Below are 26,209 nucleotides of genomic sequence, written 5' to 3'. Positions count from 1 at the left end.
CATGAAAATCCAGGGGGCATCGGACCTCGGCGAAGGCCTTTTCGGCCGCGTCGCGGCGTCCGCGCCGGCGCGCTACGCGATCTTCGCGCTGGCGGCGGCCGTCGTCTTCCTGGCCGTCGTGGTGCCCCTGGACAGCAACGGCCAGCTGATCTTCGGCCTGGGCGTGTTCGCCGTCAGCGCCGCCATCGGCCAGCTCAGCCAAAGCCGTAAGATGACCATCGGCCTCGTCGTGGTCTCAACGGCGCTGTCGACGCGATACATATGGTGGCGCACCACCCAAACCCTGCACTTCGACAATCCCCTGGCCGCCGGCCTGGGGACAGGTCTTTATCTGGCCGAGCTGTACGCCTGGCTCATCCTCGTCCTTGGCTACGTGCAATGCGTCTGGCCGCTGGACCGCAAGGTGCGCGAGATCTCCGGCCCGCCCGAGACCTGGCCGACGGTCGACATCTACATCCCGACCTATAACGAAAGCCTCGAGCTGGTGCAGGACACCGTGTTCGCGGCGATGGACCAGGACTATCCGCCGGACCGCTTCAAGGTCTACATCCTCGACGACGGCCGACGGCCCGAGTTCGAGGAGTTCGCCCGGAAGGCCGGCTGCGGCTACATCACCCGGACCGACAACAAGCACGCCAAGGCGGGCAATCTCAACAACGCCATTCCGCAGACCACCGGCGAGCTGCTCTGCATCTTCGACGCCGACCACGTGGCCACGCGCGCCTTCCTGCAGCTGACCGTCGGCTGGTTCCAGGCCGACCCGAAGCTGGCCCTGATGCAGACGCCGCACTACTTCTACTCGCCCGATCCGGTGCAGCGGAACATCCGCGCCGTGAAGGACATCCCGGGCGAGGGCGACCTGTTCTACGGCGTGGTCCAGAAGGGCAACGACTTCTGGAACGCCACCTTCTTCTGTGGCTCCTGCGCGGTGATCCGTCGCGAGGCCCTGGAGCAGACCAACGGCTTCGCCGGCGAAACCGTCACCGAGGACGCCCACACCGCGCTGAAGCTGCAGCGCATGGGCTGGAACACGGCCTATCTGAACACGCGCCTGTCGGCGGGCCTGGCCACCGAGCGCCTGGCGCTGCACATCGGCCAGCGGGCCCGGTGGGCGCGCGGCATGACCCAGATCTTCCGCATCGACAATCCGATGCTCGGGCCGGGCCTGAGCCTGGGGCAGCGCCTCTGCTACCTGAATGCGATGCTGCACTTCCAGTTTCCACTGCCGCGCATCGTGTTCCTGACCTCGCCGCTGGCCTATCTCATCTTCGAGCAGAACATCATCGCGGCGGCGGCCTGGACGATCGTCACCTATGCGATCCCGCACCTTCTGCTGTCGGTGCTGGTCAACGAGCGGATCCAGGGGCGCTATCGCCGCGCGTTCTGGGGCGAGGTCTATGAATCGCTGATCTCGTTCCACCTGGTGGGGCCGACGATCCTGCCGTTGTTCGATCCCAAGAAGGGCAAGTTCAACGTCACCGACAAGGGCGGGCTGCTTGAGGAAGGCTATTTCGACTTCAAGGTTCTCTTGCCTCTGCTGATCACCACGGGCCTGTTGTTCGGTGGGATCGGTTCGGGGATCGCCAAGCTGCTGTTGCCGCAGTATTTCGATGTGCAGTTGGGCACGATCATGCTGAACGTGGGCTGGTCAAGCTTCAGCTTGCTGATCCTGATCACGGCGATCGCGGTGGGGCGCGAGACGCGGCAGGTCCGCAAACACGAGCACTTGGGCGTTGTTTTGCCCACGCGGCTCTATTTCGACGACGGCCATGTGCTGTCCACCGAGACGATGAACATCTCGATGGGCGGCATGGCGGTTCCGGCGCCGGACGAAGAGGTCCTAGAGGGACGGACCGTGACCCACGTCGAGGTGTTCGCGGCCGAAAAGACATTTGGGTTCCCGGTCAAGATGTTGGGAAGCGGGAAGGGCGGGCTGAGGTTCATGTTCACGGAAATGACGCTGGAGTCGCGCCGGCAATTGGTGCGCGTCGTCATGGGGCGCGCCGACGCCTGGCCGCTGATCGACGACCACGTGTCCTGGTCGGCCTGGCAGTCCTTCACCGACCTGATGCGCGCGTCTCTGTCGATCATGTTCTGGTGGCGCCATCGCGATACGCCGCGGGCGTCGGCGGCCTACAACCGCGCGGGCGCCTCGACGATGGCCGCGATCCTGGCCGTGGCGCTGGGTCTTGGCCTGCTGGCGCCGAGCGAGGGCCACGCCCAGACGGCGCGCGCCGCGAGCCGTCCCGCCGCCGCTGGGCCGGCCGCGCCCGGCGCCGCCGCCCCGGCCAAGGCCGTCTCCACGGGCGGCATCCGCAGCCTGTCGATGACGCTGGAGGATCTTAAGGTTAATCGACCGCTGCGCCTGATCGGCTCGGCGGCCGAGGCCGGCATCCCGGTGAACCTGCGTCAGGACGAGGTCGTCACCCAGGCTCAGCTGACGCTGAACTTCGCCTATTCCCCGCAGCTTCTGGCGGACCTCAGCCACCTGACCGTGCTGATGAACGACGAGGTGATCGGCACCGTGCCCCTGACGCCGGACGGCGCCGGCGGCGTGGTCGTCACCCTGCCGATCGATCCGGGCCTGTTCACCAACGAGAACCGCCTGGGCTTCCGCTTCATCAGCCACTACACGCGCAGCTGCGAGGATCCGCTGCACTCGACGCTGTGGGCCAATATCAGCAACACCCGCAGCCGCCTGACCCTGACCATGCAGCAGCTGTCGGTGGGCGACTCGCTCTCGCGCCTGCCTGGTCCGTTTTTCGACGCGACGGAAGGCCGTCAGCTGAAGCTGCCGTTCGTGTTCGCCGGCGCGCCGTCCAACGACCTGATCGCCGCCGGCGCGGCGACCGCGTCCTATTTCGGCATGACCGCCAGCTTCCACGGCTTCTCGTTCCCGGTGCTGTTCAGCGACCTGCCGGACGGCAACGCGGTCGTGCTGGCGCGCGGCGGCAGTCAGATCGGCGGCTGGGTGGTCCCGGACGCCGCCGGACCGACGATCAGCCTGGTGCGCAACCCGCGCAACCCCTACGCCTCCCTGCTGGTGATCACCGGCGGTTCCGACGAGGACGTCCTGTCGGCCGCGCGGGTGCTGGCCGCCTCGCCCAAGAGCCTCTCGGGCCAGAGCGCCCAGATCACGCCGCAGCCGATCGCGCGCCGCCAGCCCTATGACGCGCCACGTTGGGTCGACACCCGCCGTCCGGTGCGGCTGGGCGACCTGGTTGGGCAATCCTACCTGGAAGGCTCGGGTCTTCGCCCCGGTCTGCTGACGGCCGAATTCCGCACCGCGCCGGACCTGTTCTTCTGGCCGCGCACGGGCGCCAAGCTGACCTTCGGCTATCGCTATCCCGCCGGTCCGTGGCTCGACTATTCGATGTCGCGCCTGGATGTGCTGGCCAACGACAAGTACATCCGCTCGATCCCGCTGCGCCCGGAACGGACCGCCGCCAAGGTCCGCGACGCCATCGGCGTCTCGGCGACCCAGCAGACGGCGTCGGTGGACATTCCCGGCTACAACATTTTCGGCCAGAACCAGCTGCAGTTCTATTATGACCTGCACAGCAACAAGAAGGGCGCCTGCCAAGGCACGCTTCCGGTCGGCATCCGCGTGGGCATCGACGCCGACTCGACGCTGGACCTGACCGGCGCGCACCACTTCTCGCGCATGCCCGACCTGGCGTTCTTCGCCAGCTCCGGCTTCCCGTTCAGCCGCGTCGCCGACCTTTCGGAGACCCTGGTCCTGATCCCGCAGCAACCGCAGCCGGACACGCTGCAGGCGCTGTTCACCCTGATCGGCCGCATCGGCGACTCCACCGGCGCGCCTGCCGTAGGCGTCACGATCGCCCATCCGGGCGAGTCGCCCAGCCTCCGCGGTCGCGACATCCTGGTGGTGGGCCCGCTGTCGCTGGCCTCGCAAGCCTCGGAGCTGTTCCAGAACGCTCCCGTTCGGGTGGAAGGCAGCCAGCTGCGCGTGGCCTCGAACTCGCCGATCACGCGCCTGTTCTCGCGCTTCGGCTCCAATGTCGACCAGCGCAACCCGGTCGCCGCCGACGCCGCCCTGGTGACGAACAGCGACTTCACGGGCGTCACCAGCTGGCGCTCGCCGTTCGACAAGACCCGCGTGGTGGTCGCCGTCCTGTCGGCCACGCCGGCGCGGTTGCCCGAACTCGTCAACGCCATGGACAAGCCGGAAGCCAACGCCGCGATGCAGGGCGACCTGGCCATCGCGACCGACAAGAGCTTCAATAGCTTCCAGGTTGCGCCGGGCTTCTGGTCTGGTCACCTGCCGTGGTGGGTGGCGGTTATGTGGTGGTGCAGCCGCAATCCGTTGCTGCTGGCTCTGGCGGTGATCGGCGCTTCGCTGGTAATCGGGCTAGGCTTCTGGGTCGTGCTCGGCGCCCTTGAGCGTAAGCGCCTGGCCGACAGGGAAGTGGACCCGCGATGAGGACGATCGCCTTTATCTCTCTGGCGTCGAGCCTGCTGGCCTCGACGGCGATCGCCCAGGTCCAACCTCGCCTGCCGACCGACAAGCCGGCGGCCCAGCCGCTGGTCCCCGGGGCCAAGACGCTGAAGCCGGAGGTGGCCGCGCCGCCGCCGGCCCAGGGCGCCACCCAGGGCGGCGTGGTGCAGGTGCTGCTCAACCAGGCGGCCAGCCAGCGCAAGCGCGGGCGCAACGATCTCAGCCTTCAGGCCCTGCAACGGGCGCTGAAGGAGAGCCCGAATAACCCGCAGGTGCTGCAGCGTCTGGCCACCTACGCCATCGAGGACGGCGATGTCGGGGCGGGCGACCGCTGGCTGCGGCAGCTGCGCGCCGTCACCAGTGCGTCCGACCCCCGGGTCGTGGCGCTGGACAGGGCGCTGAAGACGCGCTTCGCCAGTTCGGTCGCCAACAGCCAGGACACGGCGGTGGTCGATCCCCGCCAGGGCAGGACCGAGACCAAGCCTTCGCCGCCGATCGATCCCAGCGGCGCCTCGCGCGCGGCCGGCTTCGAGGCGCTGGAGCGCAAGGACCTCGCCGGCGCCGAGCGCCTGTTCAACCAGGCCCTGCGCGAACGCTCGAACGACCTCGACGCCGCCGGCGGGCTTGGGATCATCCGCCTGCAGCAAGGCCGGTTCGCCGACGCCGAGACGCTGCTGAAGCGCGCCAGCGGCGGCGCGTCGGGCGAGCAGCGCTGGGGCGAGGCCCTGCGCTCGGCCCAGTTCTTCTCGACCCTGTCGCGCGCCCGTGCGGCTTACGAGGGCGGTCGCTTCGCCCAGGCCGAGCAGGACGCTCGCCCGTTGGCCAACGGCCAGAACCCCGATCGCATTGAGGCGCAGGTCCTCTGGGGCCAGTCCCTGGCCGCCTTGGGCCGCCCGACCGACGCCGAGACCGCGTTCCGCGCCGCCCTGGCCACCGCGCCGCAGCGGCCGGAGGCCGTCGCCGGCCTCGCCCAGGCCCTGGCCGACCAGGCCCGCTATGACGAGGCCAGCGAGATCGCCGCGAACCTGACTGGCCCCACGGCCGGCCAGACGCGCGCCGCCATCGAACGCGCTCGCGCCAACGAACTGCAGAAGCGCGGCGACACCTTCGGCTCCGGCGCGGCCCTGTCGGCCGCCCTGACCGCCAATCCGAACAATCCCTGGTCGCGCTACGACTACGCCAAGTTCCTGGCGGATCAAGGCCAGGAGGCCGAGGCCCAGTCGCTGATGGCCCCGCTGTACCAGTCCAGCGATCCGGAGGCCCTTCAGGCCGCCGCGCTGTACTCGGAATCGCGCGGCCGCAACGAGGAGGCCGTCGGCCTCCTGCGTCGCGTGCCCGAGGCCAGCCGCACCCGCGCGGTGAGGGATCTGATCGCCCGCGTGGACGCCCTCAGCGCCATCGAGCAGGCCAAGCGCTGGGGCGCCCAGGGCCGCCCGGTCGACGGCGTCAGCCTGCTGCGCGGCCTGATGTCCCGCACCTCGCCCAGCTTCGGCGTGCGCGGTCGCATCGCCGAGACCCTGCTGGACCTCGGCGACAGCTATCAGTCGACCGCTCTGGCGCTGGAAGCCGCCCGCCAGCCGCCCGCGAGCTTCAAGCCGTCGGAGGCCTCGGGCTTCCTGGCGGTGCTGGCCCAGACCGGGCAGGACGCCGCCGCGATCAACCTGCTCAACGCCGCCTCGCAGCAGCAGCCGCAAAGCGAGTACCGCGGCCTGGCGGCGCTCTACAGCGCCCGCCGCGCCGACCGCCTGCGCCTGGCGGGCGATTTCGCCGGCGCCTTCGACACCCTGTCGCAAGGCTTCACGGTCGCGCCGCGCGATCCGATGCTGCTGTCGGCCCTGGCCCGCCTCTACGACACCGGCGACCTGGCCCCTCAGGCGGCCCAGACCTACGACGCCCTGCTGTCGATCAATCCGAACGACTACGAGGCGCTGGCCGGCTCGGCCCGCGTCGCGGTCCGGACGGGCGACTACGACCGCGCCAACGACCTGCTGCGTCGCGCGATCGCGATCCAGCCGAACAACGCCGACCTCTACTACCAGCTTGGTCAGATGGAGCAGGCGCGGGGCCGCGAGCGCGCCGCGCTGAAGGCGTTCGAACGCGCCCAGGGCCTGTTGGCGCGCGGGCAGGGCGGTCAGCCCGGCGCCCCGGCCAGCCTCGGCGGCGCTCTGGGTCCCAACCCGTTCGCCGCGCGCGCGATGGCCCAGGCGGCGGAGTCTCCGTCCTATGGCGCCCCGACCTACGGCGCGCCGGCGGTGTCGGCCGCCGCGCCCACCTTCGCCCTGCCGCAGCTTCCGAACGCGGCGACGGCTCAGCCGCAGGCCTACGCGTCCTACGCGCCGGCCCCGGTCCAGAGCTTCGCGCCCATTCCGTCGAACTCGCCGCAGAGCGATCCGGGCGCGATGAGCGGCGGTCTCAGCCTGCCGGCCAACTCGAACCCGACGGCTACGCCGTCCTACGCGCAGGCCGGCCTGTCGCCGGTCGACTCCGCGCCGAGCTATGCGGCTCCGGCCTACCAAGCCTCGCCCTACGGCGCCGCGCCGGCCGCCCTGGCGCCGATGCCGACGCCCGCGCCGGCCTACACGCCGCCGCGCGCCTACGCCGCCACGGGCCGGACCCAGGTGGTCGGCTCGGCCGCCGACGCTTCCGCGCCGCTGCCGACCAAGGTCCGTCGCGAGATCGCCGCGCTGCGCCAATCGACCGCCCCGCAGCTGGAGGGCGTGGCCAACATGCGCGCCCGCAGCGGCGAGGAGGGCACGAGCCGCCTGTTCGAGGCCAACACCCGCATCGCCGCCTCGGTCTCGCCGTTCGGGATCGGACGCCTGGGCGTAGCGGTCAATCCGGTGATCATCAGCGCCGGCGCGCCCAAGCAGGCCGCGATCGCCAACATCGGGACCAACCCGCTGGTCAACGCCGAAGCGATCGTCGCCGGCAACACCATCGTCCTGCCCGCGCTGGACAGCCGCAGCGAGGCCGGCGCCGGGGTGTCGGTGTTCTACGATTCCGGCCCGATCTCGCTGGACGCCGGCGTCACGCCGCTGGGCTTCATGCGCAAGCGCTTCACCGGCGGCCTGACCGGGCGTCTCGACATCGGCGAGGCCCAGGTGCGGGCCACGATCGAGCAGCGTCCGGTGACCGACAGCGTGCTGGCCTATTCCGGCGACCGCGACCCGCTGACGGGCGTCGAGTGGGGCGGGGTGATCCGGCGCAACGCCAGCCTGGGCGCCTCGGCCAACTTCGGCTCGGCCGGCGCCTATCTGGACGCCGCCTATCGCCGTCTGACCGGCGTCAACGTCGCGCGGAACACCGGCTACGAGATCAACGCCGGGGCCTATTTCCGCCCGATCGACAGCGACGGCGACCAGCTGCAGATCGGCCTCAACGCCAACATGCAGGCCTATGATCGCAACCTGCGCTTCTTCAGCTTCGGACAGGGCGGTTATTTCAGCCCGCAGCAGTTCGTCAGCGTCGCCCTGCCGGTGTCGTACACCAAGGAGCGCGAGCACTGGCGGGCCAAGGCGGGCTTCAGCGTCGGCGTGCAGTCGTACAGCGAAGACAGCTCGCCGATCTTCCCGAACAACCCGGCGGCCCAGCAGGCCATCGAGTCCTATGCGGCGGCCGACAGCACGGTCCTGGCCCGCTACGACTCGGCCAGCAAGACCGGCATCGGCCTGACCGGCCAGCTGTTGGGCGAGTACAAGTTCCGGGGCGGCTCGGCCGCCGGCGGCGAACTCTCGCTCGACACCTTCGGGATCTACAATGAGTACAAGTTCCGCTTCTATCTGCGGCGGATCCTGGCCAGCCAATAGGAACGACCGATGTTGAAGAGTCTTTCGTCCCGGACCGCCGCGCCGGAAGCCGCCAAGGTCGCCGACGCGGCCGACCTGCGCTACCTGGCCGCCCGTCAGTTCAGCGCGCAGTGGCGCGCCGTCATGCTCGCCATGGCCGACGAGCTGTTCGAGAACTTCAGCGCCCAGGAGGCCTGGGGCTTCTACCGCCAGATCGGCCTGCGCGTGTCGCGCTCGGTCGCCCTGCCGCCGGTCAAGACCCTGGAGGAGCTCGAAGCCTCGCTGAACGTCGTGCTGGCCGAGATGGACTGGGGCTATGTGTCCCTGTCGCTGGCCGACAGCGCCATCGCCATCCGCCACCGCGCCTATCCGGGCCAATATCTGGAAGACGCCAGCGGCCACTGGCGCCGCGCCTTCTGCGCGCTGCTGGAAGGCGTCTACACCGTCTGGCTGCAAAGCCAGGGGGGGCGCCCGGAAATGACCGCCACCCACCGCGAGGGCGCCAGCGACGACGTCCTGGAATTCTCCTATGGCCTCTAGGCGCGGAGCCATGCTGCTGGTGGTCGCGGCCCTGGGCTTCCAGGCGGTGACCATGAGCGCCTGCGCCGCGCCTACGCCCGGCAACTGGGCGGACTACAAGACCCGGTTCCTCCAGGCCGACGGGCGGGTGGTCGACACCGGCAACGGCAATGTCAGCCACTCCGAAGGCCAGGGCTTCGCGATGATCATGGCCACGGCCTATGATGATCCGGCGACCTTCAAGAAGATGTGGACCTGGACCGACAAGACCCTGTCGCGGCCGGACACGCGCCTGTTCAAGTGGCGCTACATCCCCACGGGGGATCTGCACACCCCCGATCCGAACAACGCCCTGGACGGCGACATGCTGATCGCCTGGGCCCTGCTGCGCGGCGGCGAGCGCTGGAAGCGCCCCGAATATCTCGAGGCCAGCGCTCAGATCCGCAGCGCGATCCTGAGCAAGCTGCTGGTCAAGCAGGGGAACCGGACTCTGCTGGTCCCGGGCGTCGACGGCTTCGTCAACGCCCAGGGGATGATTTTCAACCCGTCCTACGCGATCATGCCGGCGCTTGACGCCTTCGCCGCGCGCGAGCCGAAGTCGCCCTGGCCGATGGTCCGGGACGAGACGCTCAGGGCCCTTCGCGACGCCCGCTTCGGCGCCACGGACCTGCCCGTCGACTGGGTGAAGGTCGACACGGCCGGCGCCATGTGGACCGACCCCGACCGCCCGCCGCGCTTCGGTTTCGACGCCATACGGGTGCCGCTCTACATGTGCTGGTCGGGCCGCTGCGGCGACGCCTCGCTGGATCCGGTCAAGCGCTGGTGGACTTCGTTCCGCGCGGCGGGCAAGCCGGCCCCGGCCTGGATCGACGTGCGCACCGGCGAAGTCGCCCCGTTCGCCGCGCCGGTCGGCATGGTCAGCGTCGCGGACCTGGCCCTGACCGGCAAGGCCTCGTCCGCCCGGATCCAGAACGAGGACTACTATTCCTCGTCCCTGCTGATCCTCAGCCAGATCGCCGCCGACGAACGGCGCGAGAAGACCAAGTCGGCGGCCAAGCCCAAGCCCAAGTCCTGATCGTCGTCGTCAAGCCTCGCCGTGCGCCATTACGCCGCCGTGCAGATAACGACGATCTGAAATATAGTCCGCTTCATTGCTCGTTTTCGCGGCGAGTGTGATTTTAATTACACTCAAAGGTGTGTGCCTGGGCCTGCATATTACTAGTTTTGGGGCGGGTGGCTGTGGTCCCTGGTGTAGGTTCGTGTTAACGACGTTTTGCGTGAGCCATCCTTCCCCTACGTCCGGGATGGCTTGACGAGAGGCGGAGATTTTCCATGGCTGGAAACGTTGCGGAAGGGCCGACGCTCCGGACGCCGATCGTCCGCGCGCTCGCGCCGTATCTGATCCTGCTGGCCTTCGTGGCCTTCATGGCGATCGGCTATCATCCCAGCGCCAAGTCCGCGCAGATCGAGACCCCCCTGGCCCTGCCGCGCATCCGCCAGATGGAGCTGACCGGCGCTCAATGGACCGTCAAGCGCCAGATGGAAGTCTGGGACAATGTCGTCTTCCGCAACGACCACATCGAGCACCGCCAAGGGCGCGTGGCGGTGTGCGGCGAGGTCCGCCTGGGCGCCGACGCCGAGTTCCAGCCCTACATCGTCGTCAACGGTCGCGCCGCCCTGGCCAGCGACACGCGCAACGAGCTCTATCCGGTCTGGGTCGAGATCTGCTCGGTCGGCGAGGGCGACCCTCAGGCCGTCAACGCCCTGAGCTGATTGTGGATGTCGGTGGCGGCGATCGCCGCCTCGGCCGTGGCGACGGCGATCTGGTTCAGGCCTCGAACGACATCCCCGGCTGCGTACAAGCCCTCCACCGACGTCTGCTGATGGGCGTTGACGGTTAGACGGCCGTCGGCGTCGAGCACGGCGCCCGCCTGCCGGGCGAGCGTCTGCTGGCTGTCGAAGCCCAGCGCAAGATACAGGCAGTCGAAAGTTCGCTCCGCCTGGCCCGCCGCCGCGATCGTGACGGCGTTCGGACCGACCGTGATGTCGGCCAGGGCCACCGGCATCCGAGCGAAGACGCCGTCGCCCTGGCGGGCCGCGTCCGGCCGCAGGTCCAGCAGGGTCACGTCCGCCGAATAGGTCGTCAGGAACGCCGCCTCCCGCGCGCCGTGCTCGCTGTCGCCCAGCACGGCGATGCGCTGGCCGGTCGCCTCATAGGCGTCGCAGATCGGGCAGAGCCGCACGCGAGCGGCGCGGATCGCGTCCTCCACCCCCTCCATCGCTGGCAGCCGGTCGACCACGCCGGTCGCCAGCAGCACGAACGGCGCGCGCGCGATCACCGGCGCGTCGGCGTCCTCGCCCGGGGCCTCGGTCTCGAACGCCAGCACGAAGCCGTCCGCCCCGCGGACCAGGCTCCGCGCCCGGCCCGGGCGGCGCTGGGCGCCGTAGCGATCGGCTTGCTCGCGCAGGCGGGCCAGCAAAGCCTCGCCGCCCACGCCGTGCGGGAAGCCCGGCGTATTGTGGCTCTCGGGAATCCAGCTCGCCCGCGACATCCCGCCGTCCAGCACCAGCGTCTTGCGGTGGAAGCGCCCCAGATAGGTCGCGGCCGTCAGCCCGGCGGGGCCCGCGCCGACGACGATGGCGTCGTAGGGCGTGTCGTAGGCGGGGCGGTCCGAGGCGAGGGGCGTCATCCGAGCATCCGGGCGTTGACCGCTCCGGCGGTCTCCAGAGCCGTGCAGCAACGGGCGGCCGTCGCGGCGGTTCCCCCCGTTCGACCGCCGGCGCCGCCATCATTGGATGGGGTCTTGGAACTGGCCGGACGGCGCCTACGTTCACCACGCTTCCTCCAGAAGCATCCATTTGAACGGAGAGAACCATGCGGAGTATTTTCGTGGTCTCCCCCTTCGATGGGGGATGGTGCGTCAAGGTCATCTCAACCGGCGAGGTGATGTTCTTCGACACGGGCGGCCAGGCCGAACGCCGCGCCCGCGCCCTGGCCGGCGAAGCTCGCTCGTACGACGGCGAGGCCGAGGTCTGGATCTATGACCGCACGGGCAGGCTGGTCGGACGCTGGATCGACGACCAGTACGAGATCATGACCGACCCCGACGACGCCGTGGCGGCGTAGAGGTAGGGCGGGGCTAGCCAGCCCCCCGCCCAACGACGCTGCTCAATGGTGAAGTGAGGGCTTGACTATCGCCTCGCGGCGCTCGATGGTGAAGTCCAAACTTCACCAATCGGGAGCGCGCCATGGCCGTGCAATTCGACAGTTTCGAGATCGAGGAGACCTTCGCCTGTTCGGTCGAGACGCTCTTCCGCGCCTTCACCGATCCGGCGATCAAGCGCGACTGGTACGTCGACGGCGCGCACGCCGACACCCACGAGACGTTGGACTATTCGCTCGACGCCCAGGTCGGCGGCAAGGAGATCTTCCGCCTGGTCCTCAACGACAAGACCCCCGTTCCCGGGATGCGGATCGACATGGTCGGCGAGTGCGTCGCCCGCGTCGACGCCGCGCTCCTGGTCTATGCGTCGCGGATGATCGCCGGCGAGCGCGTGGTCTCGATCACCAACGAGACCTTCGTCTTCAGCGCGCACGGCGCGGGCGCGCGCCTGAAGATGACCCAGCAGGGGACCTATCTGGAAGGCGCCGACGGCCCCGAGCTGCGCCGTCGCGGCCATGAGCAGCTCCTGGCCGACCTCCGCCGCCACCTGGACGCCTAGCCGTGACGCCCGCGACCCACGGCCCGACGCCCAGCGAGATGGACGGCCTCTTCGCGGCGCTGGGCGACAGCACCCGGCGCGGCGTCTTCTTCGCTCTGATGGAGAAGGAGCAGTCGATCGGCGAGCTGGCCCAGCCCCTCGGCATCACCCTCAGCGGCCTTGGTCAGCACATCCGCGTGCTGGAGGCCGCGCGCCTCGTCCGCACCCGCAAGGTCGGCCGCGAACGCCGCTGCGCCATCGACCCCGACGGCCTGGAGCGGCTCGAAACCTTCGCCCGGCTGCAGCGAACGCTGTGGCGCTCGCGCTTCGACGCCCTGCGGCGGGTGGTGGAGGAGTAGGGGCTGCTCCGCGCGCCGTGAGTGGCTTCTCGCCCGAGAAGGAGCTGTCCTTGAATCTCGCGGCGAGATGATCGCTGGGCTGACGTGAGCTTTGAGGGGTAGTGGACGCGAGGGCTCGGCTGGGACATTCTTCCCCTATGACGTGCGAATTGGGGGAATAACATGGATTTGGCGACTAGACTGGCCGAGCTTCAGAAGCGGACTGTTGAGCACCGCGAGGTTCTGCTGACCGAGGAGGCAGCGAAGACTGCCTTGGTAATGCCCTTTATTCAGGCGCTCGGGTACGATGTTTTCAATCCCTCGGAAGTCGTTCCTGAGTATGTTGCGGATGTGGGGACTAAAAAGGGCGAAAAGGTCGACTATGCCATCTGTAGGGACAAATCTGTCGCTGTCCTAATTGAATGTAAGCCGTCGTCTTCTGAGTTAAATATAAACCACGCCGGGCAACTATTCCGGTATTTTTCTGTGACATCGGCGCGCCTCGCTATTTTGACTAATGGCGTGGTCTATCAATTCTATTCCGACATAGAAGCGCCGAATAAGATGGACGATAAGCCGTTCTTCACGTTCAGCATGGATGCTATCAAGCCAACAGATGTAAAGACGCTAGAAAACTTTGCGAAAGGTAATTTCGATATAGATAAGATTGTTAAAGAGGCTGGAAATCTAAAAATTCAGTCACTTCTACGAAAAGAATTGGAGAAGGAGTTTTCCGATCCTTCGGATGATTTTGTGAAGATTATGGCGCGTCGCGTTTACAGCGGAAACGTAACGGCGGCGATTAAAGATAATACCGCTAAGCTGCTTGCTAGCACAATTTCAACGCTAGTCCGGGACATGGTGACAGATCGGCTATCATCGGCGCTAAACGCATCAACGCCGAAACCCTTGGAGGTGACTAATGAGCCCGAGCCAACCGAGGAGGAAATCGTCACTACCCAAGAAGAGATGTCAGGCTTTCATATCGTTCAAGCAATCGCATCCAAGTTTGTTCACCCCAAGCGAATTGTGATGCGGGATCAAAAGTCATACTGTGCTATTCTTTTGGATGACAACAATAGAAAATCCATAGCCCGACTGCACTTCAATGCAGCGACTTCAAAGTATGTCGGCACGTTTGTCGATAAGGAAGAGACTCGTCATCAGATAAATGACCTAACGGACATTTATCAGTATGTGCCGCAGATCGAAGCGCGATTGAAGGAACTTGAGGCCGCGGCCAAGGGGGCGAAAGCCGCCGCTACGGCCGACTAGTCGAGGCGGGGCAAGCCATCTAACTACCCGTAACGCCAACCGGGGCCAGTCGGGCCGGCGCCGCCCCCCCCCCTCCACCGGCGTTCGCCGGTCCCCCTCCCCCATTAAGGGGGGCTGGAGGGGTGGGACGATAGAGCCAAGAAAGGCACTGAGGCGCTAGATCGGCTCAAGCATCTCGGCGAGCGCCAGCACCGCCGTCCACGTCCGCCCCGTGATCCGCGTGCCGAGGGTCTTCTCGACCAGGCTGTTGGTCAGTTTCGAGCCGCCGACTCCGTCGGGGTAGATCGCATAGATCTGGCGGTTTTCAGCGCGCGCTTGCTCGGTCCCCCGGATCGCCGCGCGCAGGGCGCCCATAGCCTTTTTGTCGGGTGTGTCCTTGCAGAACAGAGTCATCAGCCAGCCCGGATTGGCCGCCGCGAAGTCCGGGAACGGGTTTGCCGCGATCAAGGCCCGCCAGGCTTCGGCGGTGCGGACATAGACATCGGTGCGCAGGCCCAGGCGCGCCATAAGCTCGGTTTCGATCTGGGTCTGAAGTTCCGCGCCCGTGCGCTCGCCGCTCTCGAACACCAGGTCGCCGACCTTGGGGGCCATGCGGACTTCGGTGTGGCCGAGATCGGTCAGCAGGCCCGTCAACTCGTCGCCGGTGATCAAGCGACCTCCGGTGGCGTTGACGCCGCGCAGCAGGGCGATGTGGAGGGACATGGTCGGGCCTTTCGAACGAGGCGGCTGTTTAGGCCCTGCGCGGGCCGCCGTCGCGGGCAATTTGAGGTCGGCGCGTCGAACCAACCGGGGGAGGGGGTGACGGCTAGCGCTTCAGCAGGGCGCCTAGCGTCTCCCGCTCGGCCGGCGCCAGCGCTCGCCCGTAATGCTCCAAACACGCCGCCTCCGCGCTGGTGAAGCGCGGGACGCCCGTCGCGCGCAGGCGCTGGTCCAGCACCGCCAGGCGCGGAACCTGGTCGGCGAGCTTGTCCGGCGTCCGGACCAGGCGGGCCTCGCGGCCAGTGGGGAAGGTGACGTCGTAGTTCAGGGCGAAGCCGGCCTTGTCGCCGCCGCCGCTCGCGTCGCGCCGGACGCAGGCGGCGGCGATGGTCGTCGCCGCGCCCCAGGACCAGTACTCCCGCACCTTGCCGTCCTTCAGCCAGCTGACGCCGACCGGGGTGGCGACGGCGACCTCGGCGCGGCCGAAGACGGCGCCCACGCCGACGCCGGCGACGACCAGCAGGGCCGACACGGCCACGATCGCCCAGCGGGTCCGCGCTGAGATCCGCGGCAAGGGCTGGCGATGGAGCGTGCCGAACGCGTTCGGGATCAGGGCCAGCGGCGGCGTGATGATCAGCAGGAACGCCCAGAACAGGGCCGAGGGCTCCTCCTCGCGCCAGATCGCCAGGACGTCGGGGATCGTCCTGACGACGGCCTCGTTGGGCCGGTCAAGCAGCGTCTGGAGGGCCTGCAGTCCCGCGAGGCCAAGCCCCGCCAGGCAGAGCGCGATCCCGATCCCGAGCGCCCTGCGGCCTAGGATCGCCTGGGCGGTCTTCGGCGGCGGCTGGCTCCTGCGCGCGTCGTCCGCCACGCCCTAGCGCCGCTTCTTGCGGAACTCGGCGGCCTTCTCCTCGCGGATCTCGGCGCGCAGGCGCTTGGGCGCGGCCTTGTCGACCTCGTCGCCGGTGGCGGCCAGGACCTCGTTGGCGAACTCCAGGTCCATCAGCTTCATGCGCTTGATCTCGTCGCGCAGGCGGGCGGCGGTCTCGAACTCGAGGTTGGCGGCGGCCTCGCGCATCTTGGCCTCCAGGTCCTTGAGCGCGGCCTTGAAGTTGTCGCCGCTGAACGGCCGGTCGTCGGTCTCGGACATGCCCATCGGCACCAGCACGCGGTCGCCGCGCTCGTAGGGGCTGTTGAGGATGTCCTTGATGTCGCGCTTGACGCTCTCGGGCGTGATGCCGTGCTCGAGATTGTAGGCGTGCTGCTTCTCGCGGCGGCGAGCGGTCTCGGCCATGGCCCGCTCCATCGAGCCGGTGATCCGGTCGGCGTAGAGGATGACCTTGCCGTCGATGTTCCGCGCGGCCCGGCCGATCGTCTGGATCAGCGAGGTCTCCGAGCGCAGGAAGCCTTCCTTGTCGGCGTCGAGGATGGCCACCAGGCCGCACTCGGGGATGTCGAGGCCTTCGCGCAGCAGGTTGATGCCCACCAGCACGTCGAAGTGGCCCAGGCGCAGATCGCGGATGATCTCGATCCGCTCCAGGGTATCGACGTCGCTGTGCATGTAGCGGACGCGGATGCCCTGTTCGTTCAGGTACTCGGTCAGGTCCTCGGCCATCTTCTTGGTCAGCACGGTGACCAGGGTGCGGTAGCCCTTCTGGATGGTCTGGCGGATCTCGTCGACCACGTCGTCGACCTGGCTGGCGCCGTCCTTGGAGACCGGGCGCACCTCGACAGGCGGGTCGATCAGGCCGGTCGGGCGGATGACCTGCTCGGCGAAGACGCCGCCGGCGCGCTCCATCTCCCAGTTGGCCGGGGTGGCGGACACGTGCACCGACTGCGGGCGCATGGCGTCCCACTCCTCGAACTTGAGGGGGCGGTTATCCAGGGCCGAGGGCAGGCGGAAGCCGTACTCCGCAAGCGTCCATTTGCGGTTGCGGTCGCCCTTGTACATGGCGCCGATCTGCGGAACCGTCTGGTGGCTCTCGTCGGTGAAAAGCAGGGCGTTGTCGGGGATGTATTCGAAGAAGGTCGGCGGCGGCTCGCCGGGTTTGCGGCCCGACAGGTAGCGGCTGTAGTTCTCGATGCCGGCGCACGAGCCGGTGGTCTCGATCATCTCCAGATCGAAGGTCGTGCGCTGCTCCAGGCGCTGGGCTTCCAGGAGCTTGCCGTTGGCGGTCAGCCACTCGAGCCGCTCCTTCAGCTCCTGGCGGATGGCGATGATCGCCTGGCGCAGGGTGGGGCGCGGGGTGACGTGGTGGCTGTTGGCGTAGACCTTGATCATCTCCAGATCGGCCGTCTTCTTGCCGGTCAGGGTGTCGAACTCGGACAGGGCCTCGACCTCGTCGCCGAACATGGTCACGCGCCAGGCGCGGTCCTCGTAGTGGGCGGGGAAGATCTCGATGGTGTCGCCGCGGCGGCGGAACGCGCCGCGCTCGAAGGCCTGGTCGTTGCGCTTGTACTGCTGGGCCACGAGGTCGGCGATCAGCTGCTTCTCGTCGACCTTCTGCCCGACCTCCAGGGTGAAGGTCATGGCGGTGTAGGTCTCGACCGAGCCGATGCCGTAGATGCAGCTCACCGAGGCCACGACGATGACGTCGTCGCGCTCCAGGATCGCCCGCGTGGCCGAGTGGCGCATCCGGTCGATCTGCTCGTTAATCGAGCTGTCCTTCTCGATATAGGTGTCGGTCCGGGGCACGTAGGCCTCGGGCTGGTAGTAGTCGTAGTAGCTGACGAAGTACTCGACCGCGTTCTCCGGGAAGAACGACTTCATCTCGCTGTAGAGCTGGGCGGCCAGGGTCTTGTTCGGGGCCAGGATCAGCGCCGGGCGCTGGGTGGCCTCGATGACCTTGGCCATGGTGAAGGTCTTGCCCGAGCCGGTGACGCCCAGCAGCACCTGATCCTGGTCGCCGCTCTCGATGCCCTGCACCAGTTCGGCGATGGCGGTCGGCTGGTCGCCGGCGGGCTGGTACTCGCTGACCAGCTTGAACTTGCGCCCGCCCTCGGTCTTGTCCGGCCGCGCGGGGCGGTGCGGGGTCCAGAGCATGGGCATGACGCCGGCCGCCACGTCGGCGACGGCGCCCTCAAGGTTGTCCATGACGAAGGGCGCGGAGACGTCCGAAACGCCGGGGTTCTGGCTGCGAGGCATGACCCCAAGGTAGGCGCGCGGGGGGCTGACGGCTAGGGGGCTGCTGACAAGGCTGGCAGCAGGGTGGCGGCAGAGGTGCTCGTCGGGGCGAAAAGGCGTATGGCGACGAGCCGGCGGAAGGCGATAAGCTGAAGGTGGGCTTTGGGAGTGTGGACGCTTTGAGGGCGCGGACGGGTTTGGAGCTGGGCGCGTGACGTCGGTCCTCCGCGGGCTCGAGCGCATGAACCTGACGCCCCGCACCCTTCGCGAATGGCTGCTGGTCGCCAGTCTGGCGCTGATCTATTGCGCCGGCGCGGTGATCAGCCTGCGCTGGGCCGTGGTGCCCGGGGCCGGGACCGCGTTCTGGCCATCGGCCGGGATCGCCCTGGCGGCGGTGGCCTATTACGGACCGCGCGTGTGGCTGGGCGCGCTGCTGGGCCGTCTGCTGACCTTCTGGGTGATGGCCGCGCCGCAGCCGCTGTGGACGCAGTTGGTGATCGCCACGGCGACGGCGCTGGGCGCGCTGGTCCCCGTCCTGGTCCTCAACCGCCTGAAGACCAACGCCATGCTCGACAGCCTGCCCAGCGCCCTGTGGCTGGTGATCGGCGCGGGCGCCGGCGGGGCGACCATCTCGGCCGGCGCGGGGGCGCTGATGCTGCTGCTCAGCGGCTCGGCGCCGGGCAAGGTGGACCAGGCCTTCGTCAACTGGTGGTTCGGCTTCCTGACCGGGGTGCTGACCTTCGCGCCCGTGTTTCTGACCTGGCGTGGCGCGCTGGAGCGCTGGTCGCCAACGCGTATCGGCCATCTGTCGCTGATCTGCGTGGCGACGGGCGCCCTGGCCTATCTGATCTTCCTGCGGGGCGAGGGGGCCTACTCGCGAGCCTGGTTCGTCTTTCCGTTGCTGGTCTGGGCGGGCCTGGCCTTCGACGCGCGCGGCGCGGCCCTGGCCTCCCTGCTGGTCAGCCTCTGCGCGTTCGTCGGGACGCTGCAGGGCGGCGGGCCCTTCCACAACGCCGAACCGTCCGGCGGTATCCTGCTGACCCAGCAGTTCGTGGCGGTGATGGCCTCGACCACCCTGATCCTGGCCGCCGTCGCCAGCGAGCGGCGCGGCCGCGAGGCGCTGGAACGCAGCGAAAGCCGGTACAAGGCCGAGAGCGCGGCCCTGGCGGTGCTCAACGAGACCGGCGCGGTGATCGCCGCCGAGCTCGACCTGGAGCGCGCGGTCCAGGTGGTGATCGACGCCGGCGCGGCCCTGACCCGCGCGCGCTACGCGGCGTTCTTCTACACCGCGCCGGACACCCAGGGGCAGTCGATGATGCTCTACGCCCTGTCGGGGGCGCCGCGCTCGGCGTTCGAGGCGTTCGGCCATCCCCGGCCCACCGAGGTCTTCGCTCCGACCTTCGAGGGCAGCGCCACGGTGCGCTCGGGCGACATCACCCAGGACCCCCGCTACGGCCACAACGCGCCGCACTTCGGCATGCCCAAGGGCCATCTGCCGGTGCGCAGCTACCTGGCTGTGCCGGTCCGCTCGCGCTCGGGCGAGATCATCGGCGGGCTGTTCTTCGGCCACTCCGATCCCGACGTGTTCGACGAGCGCGCCCAATGGCTGGCCGAGGGCGTGGCCTCGCACGCGGCGATCGCCATCGACAACGCCCGCCTCTACCAGTCGGCCCAGGCCGAGCTGGCGCAGCGCCGCCGCGCGGAAGAGCTGCAGCGCCTGCTGATCAACGAGCTGAACCACCGGGTGAAGAACACCTTGGCCACGGTGCAATCGCTGGCGGCCCAGACCCTGCGCTCGTCGGACGACCTGGCCACGGCGCGCGAGGCCTTCGACCGCCGCCTGATGGCCTTGTCGGCCACCCACAACCTGCTGACCCAATCCAGCTGGACCAGCGCCGAGCTCGGCGACCTGGTGCGGCAGGCCGCCGAGCCGTTCGTCGCCGACCGCTTCATCGCCGAGGGGCCGTCGGTGAGCCTCTCGCCCGCGCGGTCGCTGGCCCTGTCCATGGCGCTGCACGAGCTCAGCACCAACGCGCTCAAGTACGGAGCGCTGAGCGCGCCCGATGGTGTGATCCGCGTGACGTGGCGCGTGGCGGCGGGGCAGTTGGATTTCCTCTGGGCGGAAGAGGGCGGCCCGCCCGTCGTCGCCCCGACCCGCCGGGGATTCGGCACGCGCCTGATCTCGCAGGCCTTGGCTCGCGAACTGCGCGGCAAGGTGCGCCTGGAGCATGACCCCGCCGGGGTGCGCTGCGAGATCAGCTTCCCACTCGACGCAGACGACGCGCCGGGGCCGGCGGAGCCTCTGCCGGCGGTGTAGGCGGAGGACGGCCCCTCCGTCTCGATGCGTATCCGCATCGATCCACCTCCCCCGTTTGCACGGGTGAGGAGGAAACACGTCCCTCCTGCCCCGCTCGCGGGGGAGGTGGCGCGGCGCCGATAGGCGACGTGACGGAGGGGGCGCTCGCGATGCCCTACCGCCTCGGCTCCAGGCTCTGCAGATACGCCTTCAGGTCCGCGCGCTGGTCGTCGTCGAACTTGGCCATCGGCATGCGTGGATGGGTGCGGGGCGCGCCTTCTTCGGGCGGTAGGGGCGGGGCGAGCATGCCCTCGTCGAGCAGCGCGTCGAGGCCGCCTTTGCGATAGCGTTCGTGCAGCCGCGCGAACGGCGGCGCGTCGGGGAGGGGGCTCTTGGTCCCGCGCACGGCGTGGCAGCCGCCGCAGGCCCGCTGGGCGATCCGCTCGCCGTTCTCGGGCGACGCCTGCGCCAAGGCCGGGGAGGCGACCAGCGCCGCGCCTAGCGCCAGCAGGACGCTCCTCACCGCGCGGCCTCAAAGTCCAGCACCACCCGGCCTTCGATCGCGCCTTTCTCCATGCGTTGGAAGATGTCGTTGATGGCGTCCAGGCCCTCGGTCGAGACCGTCGCCTTGACCCGGCCGTCGGCGGCGAAGGCCAGGGCCTCCTGCAGGTCCAGGCGCGTGCCGACGATCGAGCCGCGCACGGTGATGCCGCGCAGCACGGTGTCGAAGATCGACAGCGGGAAGTCGCCGGGCGGCAGGCCGTTCAGCGACACGGTTCCGCCGCGCCGGACCATGCCCAGCGCCTGGGCGAAGGCGCCGCGCGAGACGGCCGTGACCAGCACGCCTTGCACGCCCCCGACCTTGGCCTGGAACACGGCGACCGGATCCTCGCGGCTGGCGTCCACCGTGAGCTCGGCGCCCAGAGCGCGCGCCAGGGCCAGCTTGTCTTCGGCCACGTCGACGGCGGCGACCTTGAAGCCCATGGCCTTGGCGTATTGCACCGCCAGGTGCCCCAGGCCCCCGACGCCCGAGATCGCCACCCAGTCGCCCGGCTTGGCGTCCAGCACCTTGAGGCCCTTATAGACGGTGACCCCGGCGCACAGGATCGGCGCGGCCTCGACGAAAGTGAGGTTGGCCGGGATCAGCCCGACATAGTCGGCGTCGGCCAGGACGTATTCGGCGAAGCCGCCGTCGACCGAATAGCCGGTGTTCTGCTGCTTCTCGCAGAGGGTCTCCCAGCCGGCCAGGCAGTGGACGCAGCGGCCGCAGGCGGTGTGCAGCCAGGGCACGCCGACGCGGTCGCCGATCTTCAGGTGCTCGACGTCTTCGCCCAGTTCGACGACCGCGCCGACGCCTTCATGTCCGGGCACGAAGGGCAGGGACGGCTTGATCGGCCAGTCGCCGTGGGCGGCGTGGAGATCGGTGTGGCAGACGCCACAGGCGGCGATCTTGACCAGCACCTGGCCACGTCCGGGCTTGGGGCGCGGCCGATCCTCGATCACCAGCGGCTGGCCAAAGGCCCGCACCACGGCGGCCTTCATCATCGTATCCATGGCGTTCTCCCGGAAGCCTATAGCCTCTGGGCGGGATAGTACGCTCGACGGGACGCGAACGCAGTCGGGGCGACTACCTACGGTTTGGCCGCAAGTTGCTCCAGCGTCCGCGGATCGGGCGCGCCGCCGAAGAACTTGTCCAGCGCCTGGCCGAACGCCGGCTCGTCGGGCGCGGCGGCCTGGAACAGGGTCAGGCTCGAGCGCAGCTTCAAGTCATCGGGCGCGCCGAACACGGCGTGGGCGTCGGCGCCGGGCAGGGCGTTGATCGCCGCCACGACCTCCAGCAGGCGCGGTCCCAGCACCGGATGCTCCAGATAGGCCCGGGCCTCGGCCAGATCGGCGATCGCGTAGAACCGGGCGGTCGGACTGGAGCCCAGGCCCTGGATCTGCGGGAAGACGAACCACATCCAGTGGCTTTCCTTGCGTCCTCTCCGCAGCTCGGCGAGGGCGGTCTGGTAGGTCGTGGCTTGCGCCTCGACGAAGCGGGAAAGGTCGGCCATGGGCGGCTCCCGTCGCTGTGGTCCTCTGGAGAATACGCGTCGCGTCCGAGCGATCCACGTTACGCCATTGACGCGCGCCAATACTGTGTGACATACAGTGTGCGTCACACACCATGTGATGCACACTATGTGGCGCACACGTTCATGCCGACCGATACGGACATCTTTGAATCGCTCCGCCAGGAGCTTCGGCGGGGGACGCTGATCCTCGCCGTCCTCGCCCAGCTGCGGGAGGAGCGCTACGGCTACAGCCTGCGTCAGGCCCTCTCGTCGGTGGGCGTCGAGATCGACGAAGGCGCGCTCTACCCCATGCTGCGCCGGCTGGAGGCCCAGGGCCTGCTGGCCAGCGAGTGGCGTGAGGAAGACAAGCGCAAGAAGCGTTTCTACCAGCTGTCGGAAGAGGGCCGGGCCGTGCTGGCGCGCCTCGCCGACGAATGGCGCGCGATCAACGCCGCCCTGGAGCCGCTGCTGTGAGCGCGGCCACCCTCACCGAAGGACCCTATGACATGAGCGATCTGGTTGATCGTTACCTGGGCGCCGTCGCCGCCCTGCTGCCCAAGGCCCAACGCCAGGACATCGTCGCCGAGCTGCGCGACCTGATCCTCAACCGCGTCGAGGACGCCGAGGCCCAGCGCGGCCGCCCGCTCGACAAGCGCGAGATGGAGGATCTGCTGCGCGAGATCGGCCATCCGATCGCGGTGGCCGGCCGCTATGGCCCCGCGCGGGCGCTGGTCGGGGCCGAGATCTATCCGTTCTGGCTGTTCGGGGTGAAGGTCCTGCTGGCCATCGCCGCCCTGGCCGCGACGATCCCGGCCGGGATCGCTGTGCTCACGGCCCATGGCGACGCGCGCCTGGTGTTCCGAACGATCCAGGACTTCATCCCCACGGCGCTCAGCCTCGTTGGCGCCGCCACCCTGATCGCCGCCGCCATCGAGCGCGGCTGGATCAAGACCGAGGGGTTCCGGCGCTGGAAGGTCAGCGAGCTGCCCCGTGTCTCCGACAGTCGAGAGTGGTTCGTGAAGAGCCGCTTCGACGGGCTGTTCGAGTTGGTGGTGATGCTGCTGTTCATCGGCTGGTGGACGGGGGTCGTCACGTTCCCCGTGGCCAATGTGATCAAGACGCGCGGAGGCGAGGCGTTCCTGCAGGTTTCCCCGGTGTTCCGGCAGCTCTATTGGCCGATCCTGGCGCTCGCGATCGTGCAGGTGATCTCGTCCCTGTTCCTGGTGGTCAAGCCGGGCTGGACGGTTGCTCGCAATCTCGCCGAGATCGTCGGCGCGGTGGGCGGCGTCGCCCTGGTCTGGGCGTTGTGGTCCGCCCAGCCCCTGGTCACGGTCCTGGCGCCCGCCGCCTCTGAAGCAGGGCTCGCCAACCTGCAGCGAACCCTGGACCTGACCTTCGAAATCACGCTCTGGGTCGCCGCCGCCATCAACCTGACCAAGGTCGCGGTCCATGGTTGGCGCCTCTCGCGAGGGCGCTGAAAGGCGCCCTCCGGAAAGCTCAGCTTAAGGTTCCGTATTAACCTTTTTTCCGCCAGGGATGCGCCGGGCGAGGGTGGTCGGTCAGCGCCACCCTGAGTGGAAATCAGGCGGCGCAAGGGTTTTGACGGCGAAAAAAATCGCCGATTGCTCCTGTCCAGCTTTTCACGCGGATTCAACGGATTAACGATTTGACCCTGCGACGCGACCGCGCAACGGGGCCTTGGGCGGGGCCCGAGCGCTTGCGAGTCGGTCACCAATCGTTCATAAGCCGCTAACAGCGGGATCTTGGCCACGTCGTGATACGGCCAATCCCCCGCTTCGAAGGCCTCCCCGACAGTGCTTTTCCGGGGATCTCGAAGCGGTTTTTGTCGGGGGGCCGGAGGCCCTCGCCGCGCAGGACACGAGTTTTGTATATCAAGTCGCAGACGCGCGCGGACGCGCGCGGGCTGGTCGGCGCCGTATTGGTCGGATCCATCACGGGTCTGGCTCTGGGCGGCGTTTACCTGATGGGTGGCCTGGCGCAGACCGCCACCACCCACGCCCGCGTCGCCCGCTTGGCCGATGGCGCCTCCGGAAGCTTTTCGGACGCCGCCATGGTCAGCGCGGCTACGCGTATGGACCCCGGCGCTCTCGCCGTGGCCAAGCGTCATGATCCTTTTCTTTTCGCAGCTCTAGACCAGCGTAACCGTCAGTCGGCCCAATTGGCCGCGCGTCTCGAAGGCGCCGGTGGGACCCTGATGCCCGGCCAAAGCGGCCGCACCGGTCCGCTGATGCTGCGGGCCAGCTTCGGCTCCTTGACGCCCGGCGCCGCCGGCCCGTTCCAACTCGGCAACGCCCTGGAAAGCTCGCGCGAGCTCGAGTGTCTGGCCGACGCCATCTACTACGAGGCCCGCGGCGAGACGCCGAGCGGCCAGGCGGCCGTCGCGCAGGTGGTGATGAACCGCGTGCGCCACCCGGCCTTCCCGAAGTCGGTTTGCGGTGTCGTGTTCCAGGGCGCCTACAACCGCACGGGCTGCCAGTTCAGCTTCGCCTGCGACGGCTCGATGCGTCGCGCCCGCGACGTGAGCGCCTGGAACCGGGCCCGCAAGATGGCCGCGCGCACCCTGGCGGGCGACATGTCCAACCAGGTCGGTTCGGCCACCCACTTCCACACCATCAACGTCTCGCCCATCTGGGGGCCGCGCCTGATGCGCGTGGCGCAGGTGGGGATGCACATCTTCTATCGCTTCGGACGCCACGGCGCGTCGTCGGCCCGCGTGCCCACGGTCGAGGACATCGCGCCGTCGGAGATCGCCAGCCTGACCGCCGACGGGAAGCCGCCGGTGGCTTACGCCGCCAGCGCGCTGGGCCGCCTCGAGCAGGCCTCGGTTCCGGGCGGACAGGGTGGTCCGATCGGCCCGGCGCCGGAGCCGGCCTCGGCCCCGATCGCCGCCGCCGTGAAGGCGTTGGTTCCGGCCGCCGACAAGGCCGTCGGACCCAAGCCGATCGCGATCTCGGCCGACCGCGCGCCGCTGGACGGCCTCAAGTCGACAGTAGGGGCCGGGAGCGGAGCTGCTTCCTGACGACGCCGGGCATATGGCTGGAAGCGAAGCGCATCTGCTTGGCCCGCTTGCCCACGAAGTAGTGCAGGGCCTTGCCCTGCGCGGCCTCCCAGACGACCTGGGCGGCGTCCTCGACGGGATAGACCTCCAGGCCCCCGGCGCGCAGGGCGTCGCTCATGTGCTCGTTCGTGCCTGACGCCCCGGCGTTCAGGATCGGCGTCTCGATGAACCATGGCATGACGCAGGCGACGCTGACGCCGTGACGGGCGTATTCGACGTCGAGGGCTTCCGAGAGGCCGCGCACCGCGAACTTGGTCGCCGAATAGACCGCCAGCTTGGGCGCGCCATAGAGTCCCGCGCATGAGGCGATGTTGATCAGCCGCCCGCCCACGGCCTTCAGCAGCGGCAGACCGGTCCGCGCGCCGTTGATCACGCCCTTGATGTTGACGTCGATCTGGATGTCGCAATCGGCGTCGGACATGTCCTCCAACACGCCGAAGCGCGCGACGCCGGCGTTGTTCAGCAGCACGTCGGCCTTGCCGCCGGTCTCGCGCCCGAACTCGCCCAGCGCGTTCTCCCAAGCTTGCCGATCCCGCACGTCCAGCGGATGGATCGAGCCGTTGCTCGCGCCGATCGCCAGGAGGGCGGCCTTCAGCCCCGTCTGATCGATATCCGACAGGCCCACGAACCAGCCCTCGGCCGCGAAACGCTTGGCGCAGGCCAGGCCGATGCCGCTGGCCGCCCCGGTGATAAAGATGCTCTTGCGACCGTTCGCGGCCATGATGTCGTCCCTCCCGTATCTTTGTTATCGCTGATCAGATGCCCGCGGACGCGACGGGTCAAGCCCAGAGCCCGGGCTGCGGCGCGCCTAGACCGGCGTGGTGGCCGTCCGCTACGTCGCGCCGGCCGGCGAAAGGAGGCCTATGTCGAGCGGGCCAT

At 68.7% G+C, this 26,209-nt stretch carries 21 protein-coding genes and 1 pseudogene; 14 read left to right on the top strand and 8 right to left on the bottom strand.

What is annotated here, in order from left to right:
* Window position 1 precedes the first annotated feature (1 nt).
* The 5 genes from bcsA (at window position 2) to CSEG_RS17435 (ending at window position 10,536) form a co-directional block, all read left to right on the top strand.
* Window positions 2-4,444, top strand: a complete 4,443-nt coding sequence (bcsA, locus tag CSEG_RS17455; RefSeq protein WP_013080556.1) for a UDP-forming cellulose synthase catalytic subunit — start codon at window positions 2-4, stop codon at window positions 4,442-4,444.
* Window positions 4,441-8,265, top strand: a complete 3,825-nt coding sequence (locus CSEG_RS17450; RefSeq protein WP_013080555.1) for a cellulose synthase subunit BcsC-related outer membrane protein — start codon at window positions 4,441-4,443, stop codon at window positions 8,263-8,265. Before bcsA ends, CSEG_RS17450 begins: the two co-directional genes overlap by 4 nt.
* A gap of 9 nt (window positions 8,266-8,274) precedes the next feature.
* A complete protein-coding gene (gene bcsD / locus CSEG_RS21705; RefSeq protein WP_013080554.1) occupies window positions 8,275-8,784 on the top strand; it encodes a cellulose biosynthesis protein BcsD in 510 nt (169 codons plus the stop codon).
* The gene (locus CSEG_RS17440) at window positions 8,774-9,838 is read left to right on the top strand and encodes a glycosyl hydrolase family 8 (protein ID WP_083778418.1); all 1,065 of its coding nucleotides are present in this window, start codon (window positions 8,774-8,776) and stop codon (window positions 9,836-9,838) included. The genes bcsD and CSEG_RS17440 overlap by 11 nt, the downstream gene beginning before the upstream one ends.
* A 257-nt stretch (window positions 9,839-10,095) precedes the next feature.
* Complete coding sequence (locus CSEG_RS17435; protein WP_013080552.1) at window positions 10,096-10,536, top strand: hypothetical protein; 441 nt, start codon at window positions 10,096-10,098, stop codon at window positions 10,534-10,536.
* On the opposite strand, the gene CSEG_RS17430 is transcribed toward CSEG_RS17435, so the two are convergent.
* Window positions 10,512-11,453 (bottom strand): NAD(P)/FAD-dependent oxidoreductase, encoded by a 942-nt coding sequence (locus tag CSEG_RS17430; protein ID WP_013080551.1) that lies wholly within the window; start codon window positions 11,451-11,453, stop codon window positions 10,512-10,514. The genes CSEG_RS17435 and CSEG_RS17430 overlap by 25 nt on opposite strands.
* A 185-nt stretch (window positions 11,454-11,638) precedes the next feature.
* On the opposite strand from CSEG_RS17430, the gene CSEG_RS17425 reads away from it, so the two are divergent.
* The 4 genes from CSEG_RS17425 (at window position 11,639) to CSEG_RS22115 (ending at window position 14,078) form a co-directional block, all read left to right on the top strand.
* Window positions 11,639-11,890: a hypothetical protein gene (locus CSEG_RS17425; RefSeq protein ID WP_013080550.1), complete on the top strand. Its 252-nt coding sequence runs from the start codon at window positions 11,639-11,641 to the stop codon at window positions 11,888-11,890.
* A gap of 122 nt (window positions 11,891-12,012) precedes the next feature.
* Entirely contained in the window at window positions 12,013-12,486 is a 474-nt protein-coding gene (locus tag CSEG_RS21700; RefSeq protein WP_013080549.1) for an SRPBCC domain-containing protein, read from the top strand.
* Between the two features lie 2 nt (window positions 12,487-12,488).
* The gene (locus CSEG_RS17415) at window positions 12,489-12,824 is read left to right on the top strand and encodes an ArsR/SmtB family transcription factor (protein WP_013080548.1); all 336 of its coding nucleotides are present in this window, start codon (window positions 12,489-12,491) and stop codon (window positions 12,822-12,824) included.
* Between the two features lie 162 nt (window positions 12,825-12,986).
* Window positions 12,987-14,078, top strand: coding sequence for a type I restriction endonuclease (locus CSEG_RS22115; RefSeq protein WP_013080547.1), 1,092 nt, complete (start codon window positions 12,987-12,989; stop codon window positions 14,076-14,078).
* A 156-nt stretch (window positions 14,079-14,234) separates the two neighbouring features.
* On the opposite strand, the gene CSEG_RS17410 is transcribed toward CSEG_RS22115, so the two are convergent.
* The 3 genes from CSEG_RS17410 to uvrB all read right to left on the bottom strand — a co-directional run bounded on the left by CSEG_RS17410 (window position 14,235) and on the right by uvrB (window position 17,922).
* Window positions 14,235-14,780 carry a DUF1697 domain-containing protein gene (locus CSEG_RS17410; protein ID WP_013080546.1) on the bottom strand — a complete coding sequence of 182 codons (546 nt, stop codon included), beginning with the start codon at window positions 14,778-14,780 and terminating at the stop codon, window positions 14,235-14,237.
* Between the two features lie 103 nt (window positions 14,781-14,883).
* The gene (locus tag CSEG_RS17405) at window positions 14,884-15,648 is read right to left on the bottom strand and encodes a hypothetical protein (RefSeq protein ID WP_013080545.1); all 765 of its coding nucleotides are present in this window, start codon (window positions 15,646-15,648) and stop codon (window positions 14,884-14,886) included.
* 3 nt (window positions 15,649-15,651) lie between these two features.
* Window positions 15,652-17,922 carry an excinuclease ABC subunit UvrB gene (gene uvrB, locus CSEG_RS17400; RefSeq protein WP_013080544.1) on the bottom strand — a complete coding sequence of 757 codons (2,271 nt, stop codon included), beginning with the start codon at window positions 17,920-17,922 and terminating at the stop codon, window positions 15,652-15,654.
* A gap of 190 nt (window positions 17,923-18,112) precedes the next feature.
* On the opposite strand from uvrB, the gene CSEG_RS23010 reads away from it, so the two are divergent.
* Window positions 18,113-20,218 (top strand): HWE histidine kinase domain-containing protein, encoded by a 2,106-nt coding sequence (locus CSEG_RS23010; protein WP_013080543.1) that lies wholly within the window; start codon window positions 18,113-18,115, stop codon window positions 20,216-20,218.
* 8 nt (window positions 20,219-20,226) lie between these two features.
* A pseudogene (locus tag CSEG_RS22700) lies at window positions 20,227-20,341 on the top strand (hypothetical protein); the annotation flags it as partial.
* A 31-nt stretch (window positions 20,342-20,372) separates the two neighbouring features.
* Here CSEG_RS22700 and CSEG_RS17390 read toward each other — a convergent pair.
* From CSEG_RS17390 to CSEG_RS17380, 3 genes are all read right to left on the bottom strand, one after another.
* Window positions 20,373-20,720, bottom strand: coding sequence for a c-type cytochrome (locus CSEG_RS17390; RefSeq protein WP_013080542.1), 348 nt, complete (start codon window positions 20,718-20,720; stop codon window positions 20,373-20,375).
* Window positions 20,717-21,751: an alcohol dehydrogenase AdhP gene (adhP, locus tag CSEG_RS17385; RefSeq protein ID WP_013080541.1), complete on the bottom strand. Its 1,035-nt coding sequence runs from the start codon at window positions 21,749-21,751 to the stop codon at window positions 20,717-20,719. The genes CSEG_RS17390 and adhP overlap by 4 nt, the downstream gene beginning before the upstream one ends.
* Window positions 21,752-21,828: 77 nt before the next feature.
* Window positions 21,829-22,251: a DUF1810 domain-containing protein gene (locus CSEG_RS17380; protein ID WP_013080540.1), complete on the bottom strand. Its 423-nt coding sequence runs from the start codon at window positions 22,249-22,251 to the stop codon at window positions 21,829-21,831.
* A 144-nt stretch (window positions 22,252-22,395) separates the two neighbouring features.
* On the opposite strand from CSEG_RS17380, the gene CSEG_RS17375 reads away from it, so the two are divergent.
* The 3 genes from CSEG_RS17375 to CSEG_RS17365 all read left to right on the top strand — a co-directional run bounded on the left by CSEG_RS17375 (window position 22,396) and on the right by CSEG_RS17365 (window position 25,291).
* A complete protein-coding gene (locus CSEG_RS17375) occupies window positions 22,396-22,725 on the top strand; it encodes a PadR family transcriptional regulator (protein ID WP_013080539.1) in 330 nt (109 codons plus the stop codon).
* A 32-nt stretch (window positions 22,726-22,757) separates the two neighbouring features.
* Window positions 22,758-23,729, top strand: coding sequence for an HAAS signaling domain-containing protein (locus CSEG_RS17370; protein WP_106907327.1), 972 nt, complete (start codon window positions 22,758-22,760; stop codon window positions 23,727-23,729).
* Between the two features lie 407 nt (window positions 23,730-24,136).
* Window positions 24,137-25,291 carry a cell wall hydrolase gene (locus CSEG_RS17365; protein WP_013080537.1) on the top strand — a complete coding sequence of 385 codons (1,155 nt, stop codon included), beginning with the start codon at window positions 24,137-24,139 and terminating at the stop codon, window positions 25,289-25,291.
* Here the strand turns inward: CSEG_RS17365 and CSEG_RS17360 are convergent.
* Window positions 25,251-26,051, bottom strand: a complete 801-nt coding sequence (locus tag CSEG_RS17360; protein ID WP_013080536.1) for an SDR family oxidoreductase — start codon at window positions 26,049-26,051, stop codon at window positions 25,251-25,253. The genes CSEG_RS17365 and CSEG_RS17360 overlap by 41 nt on opposite strands.
* Window positions 26,052-26,209: the final 158 nt, after the last annotated feature.

It is taken from the genome of Caulobacter segnis ATCC 21756, assembly GCF_000092285.1.
GTDB lineage: Bacteria > Pseudomonadota > Alphaproteobacteria > Caulobacterales > Caulobacteraceae > Caulobacter > Caulobacter segnis.
The sequence above is the reverse complement of the archived record's forward strand: the minus strand, read 5'-3'. Positions and strand labels throughout refer to the sequence as shown.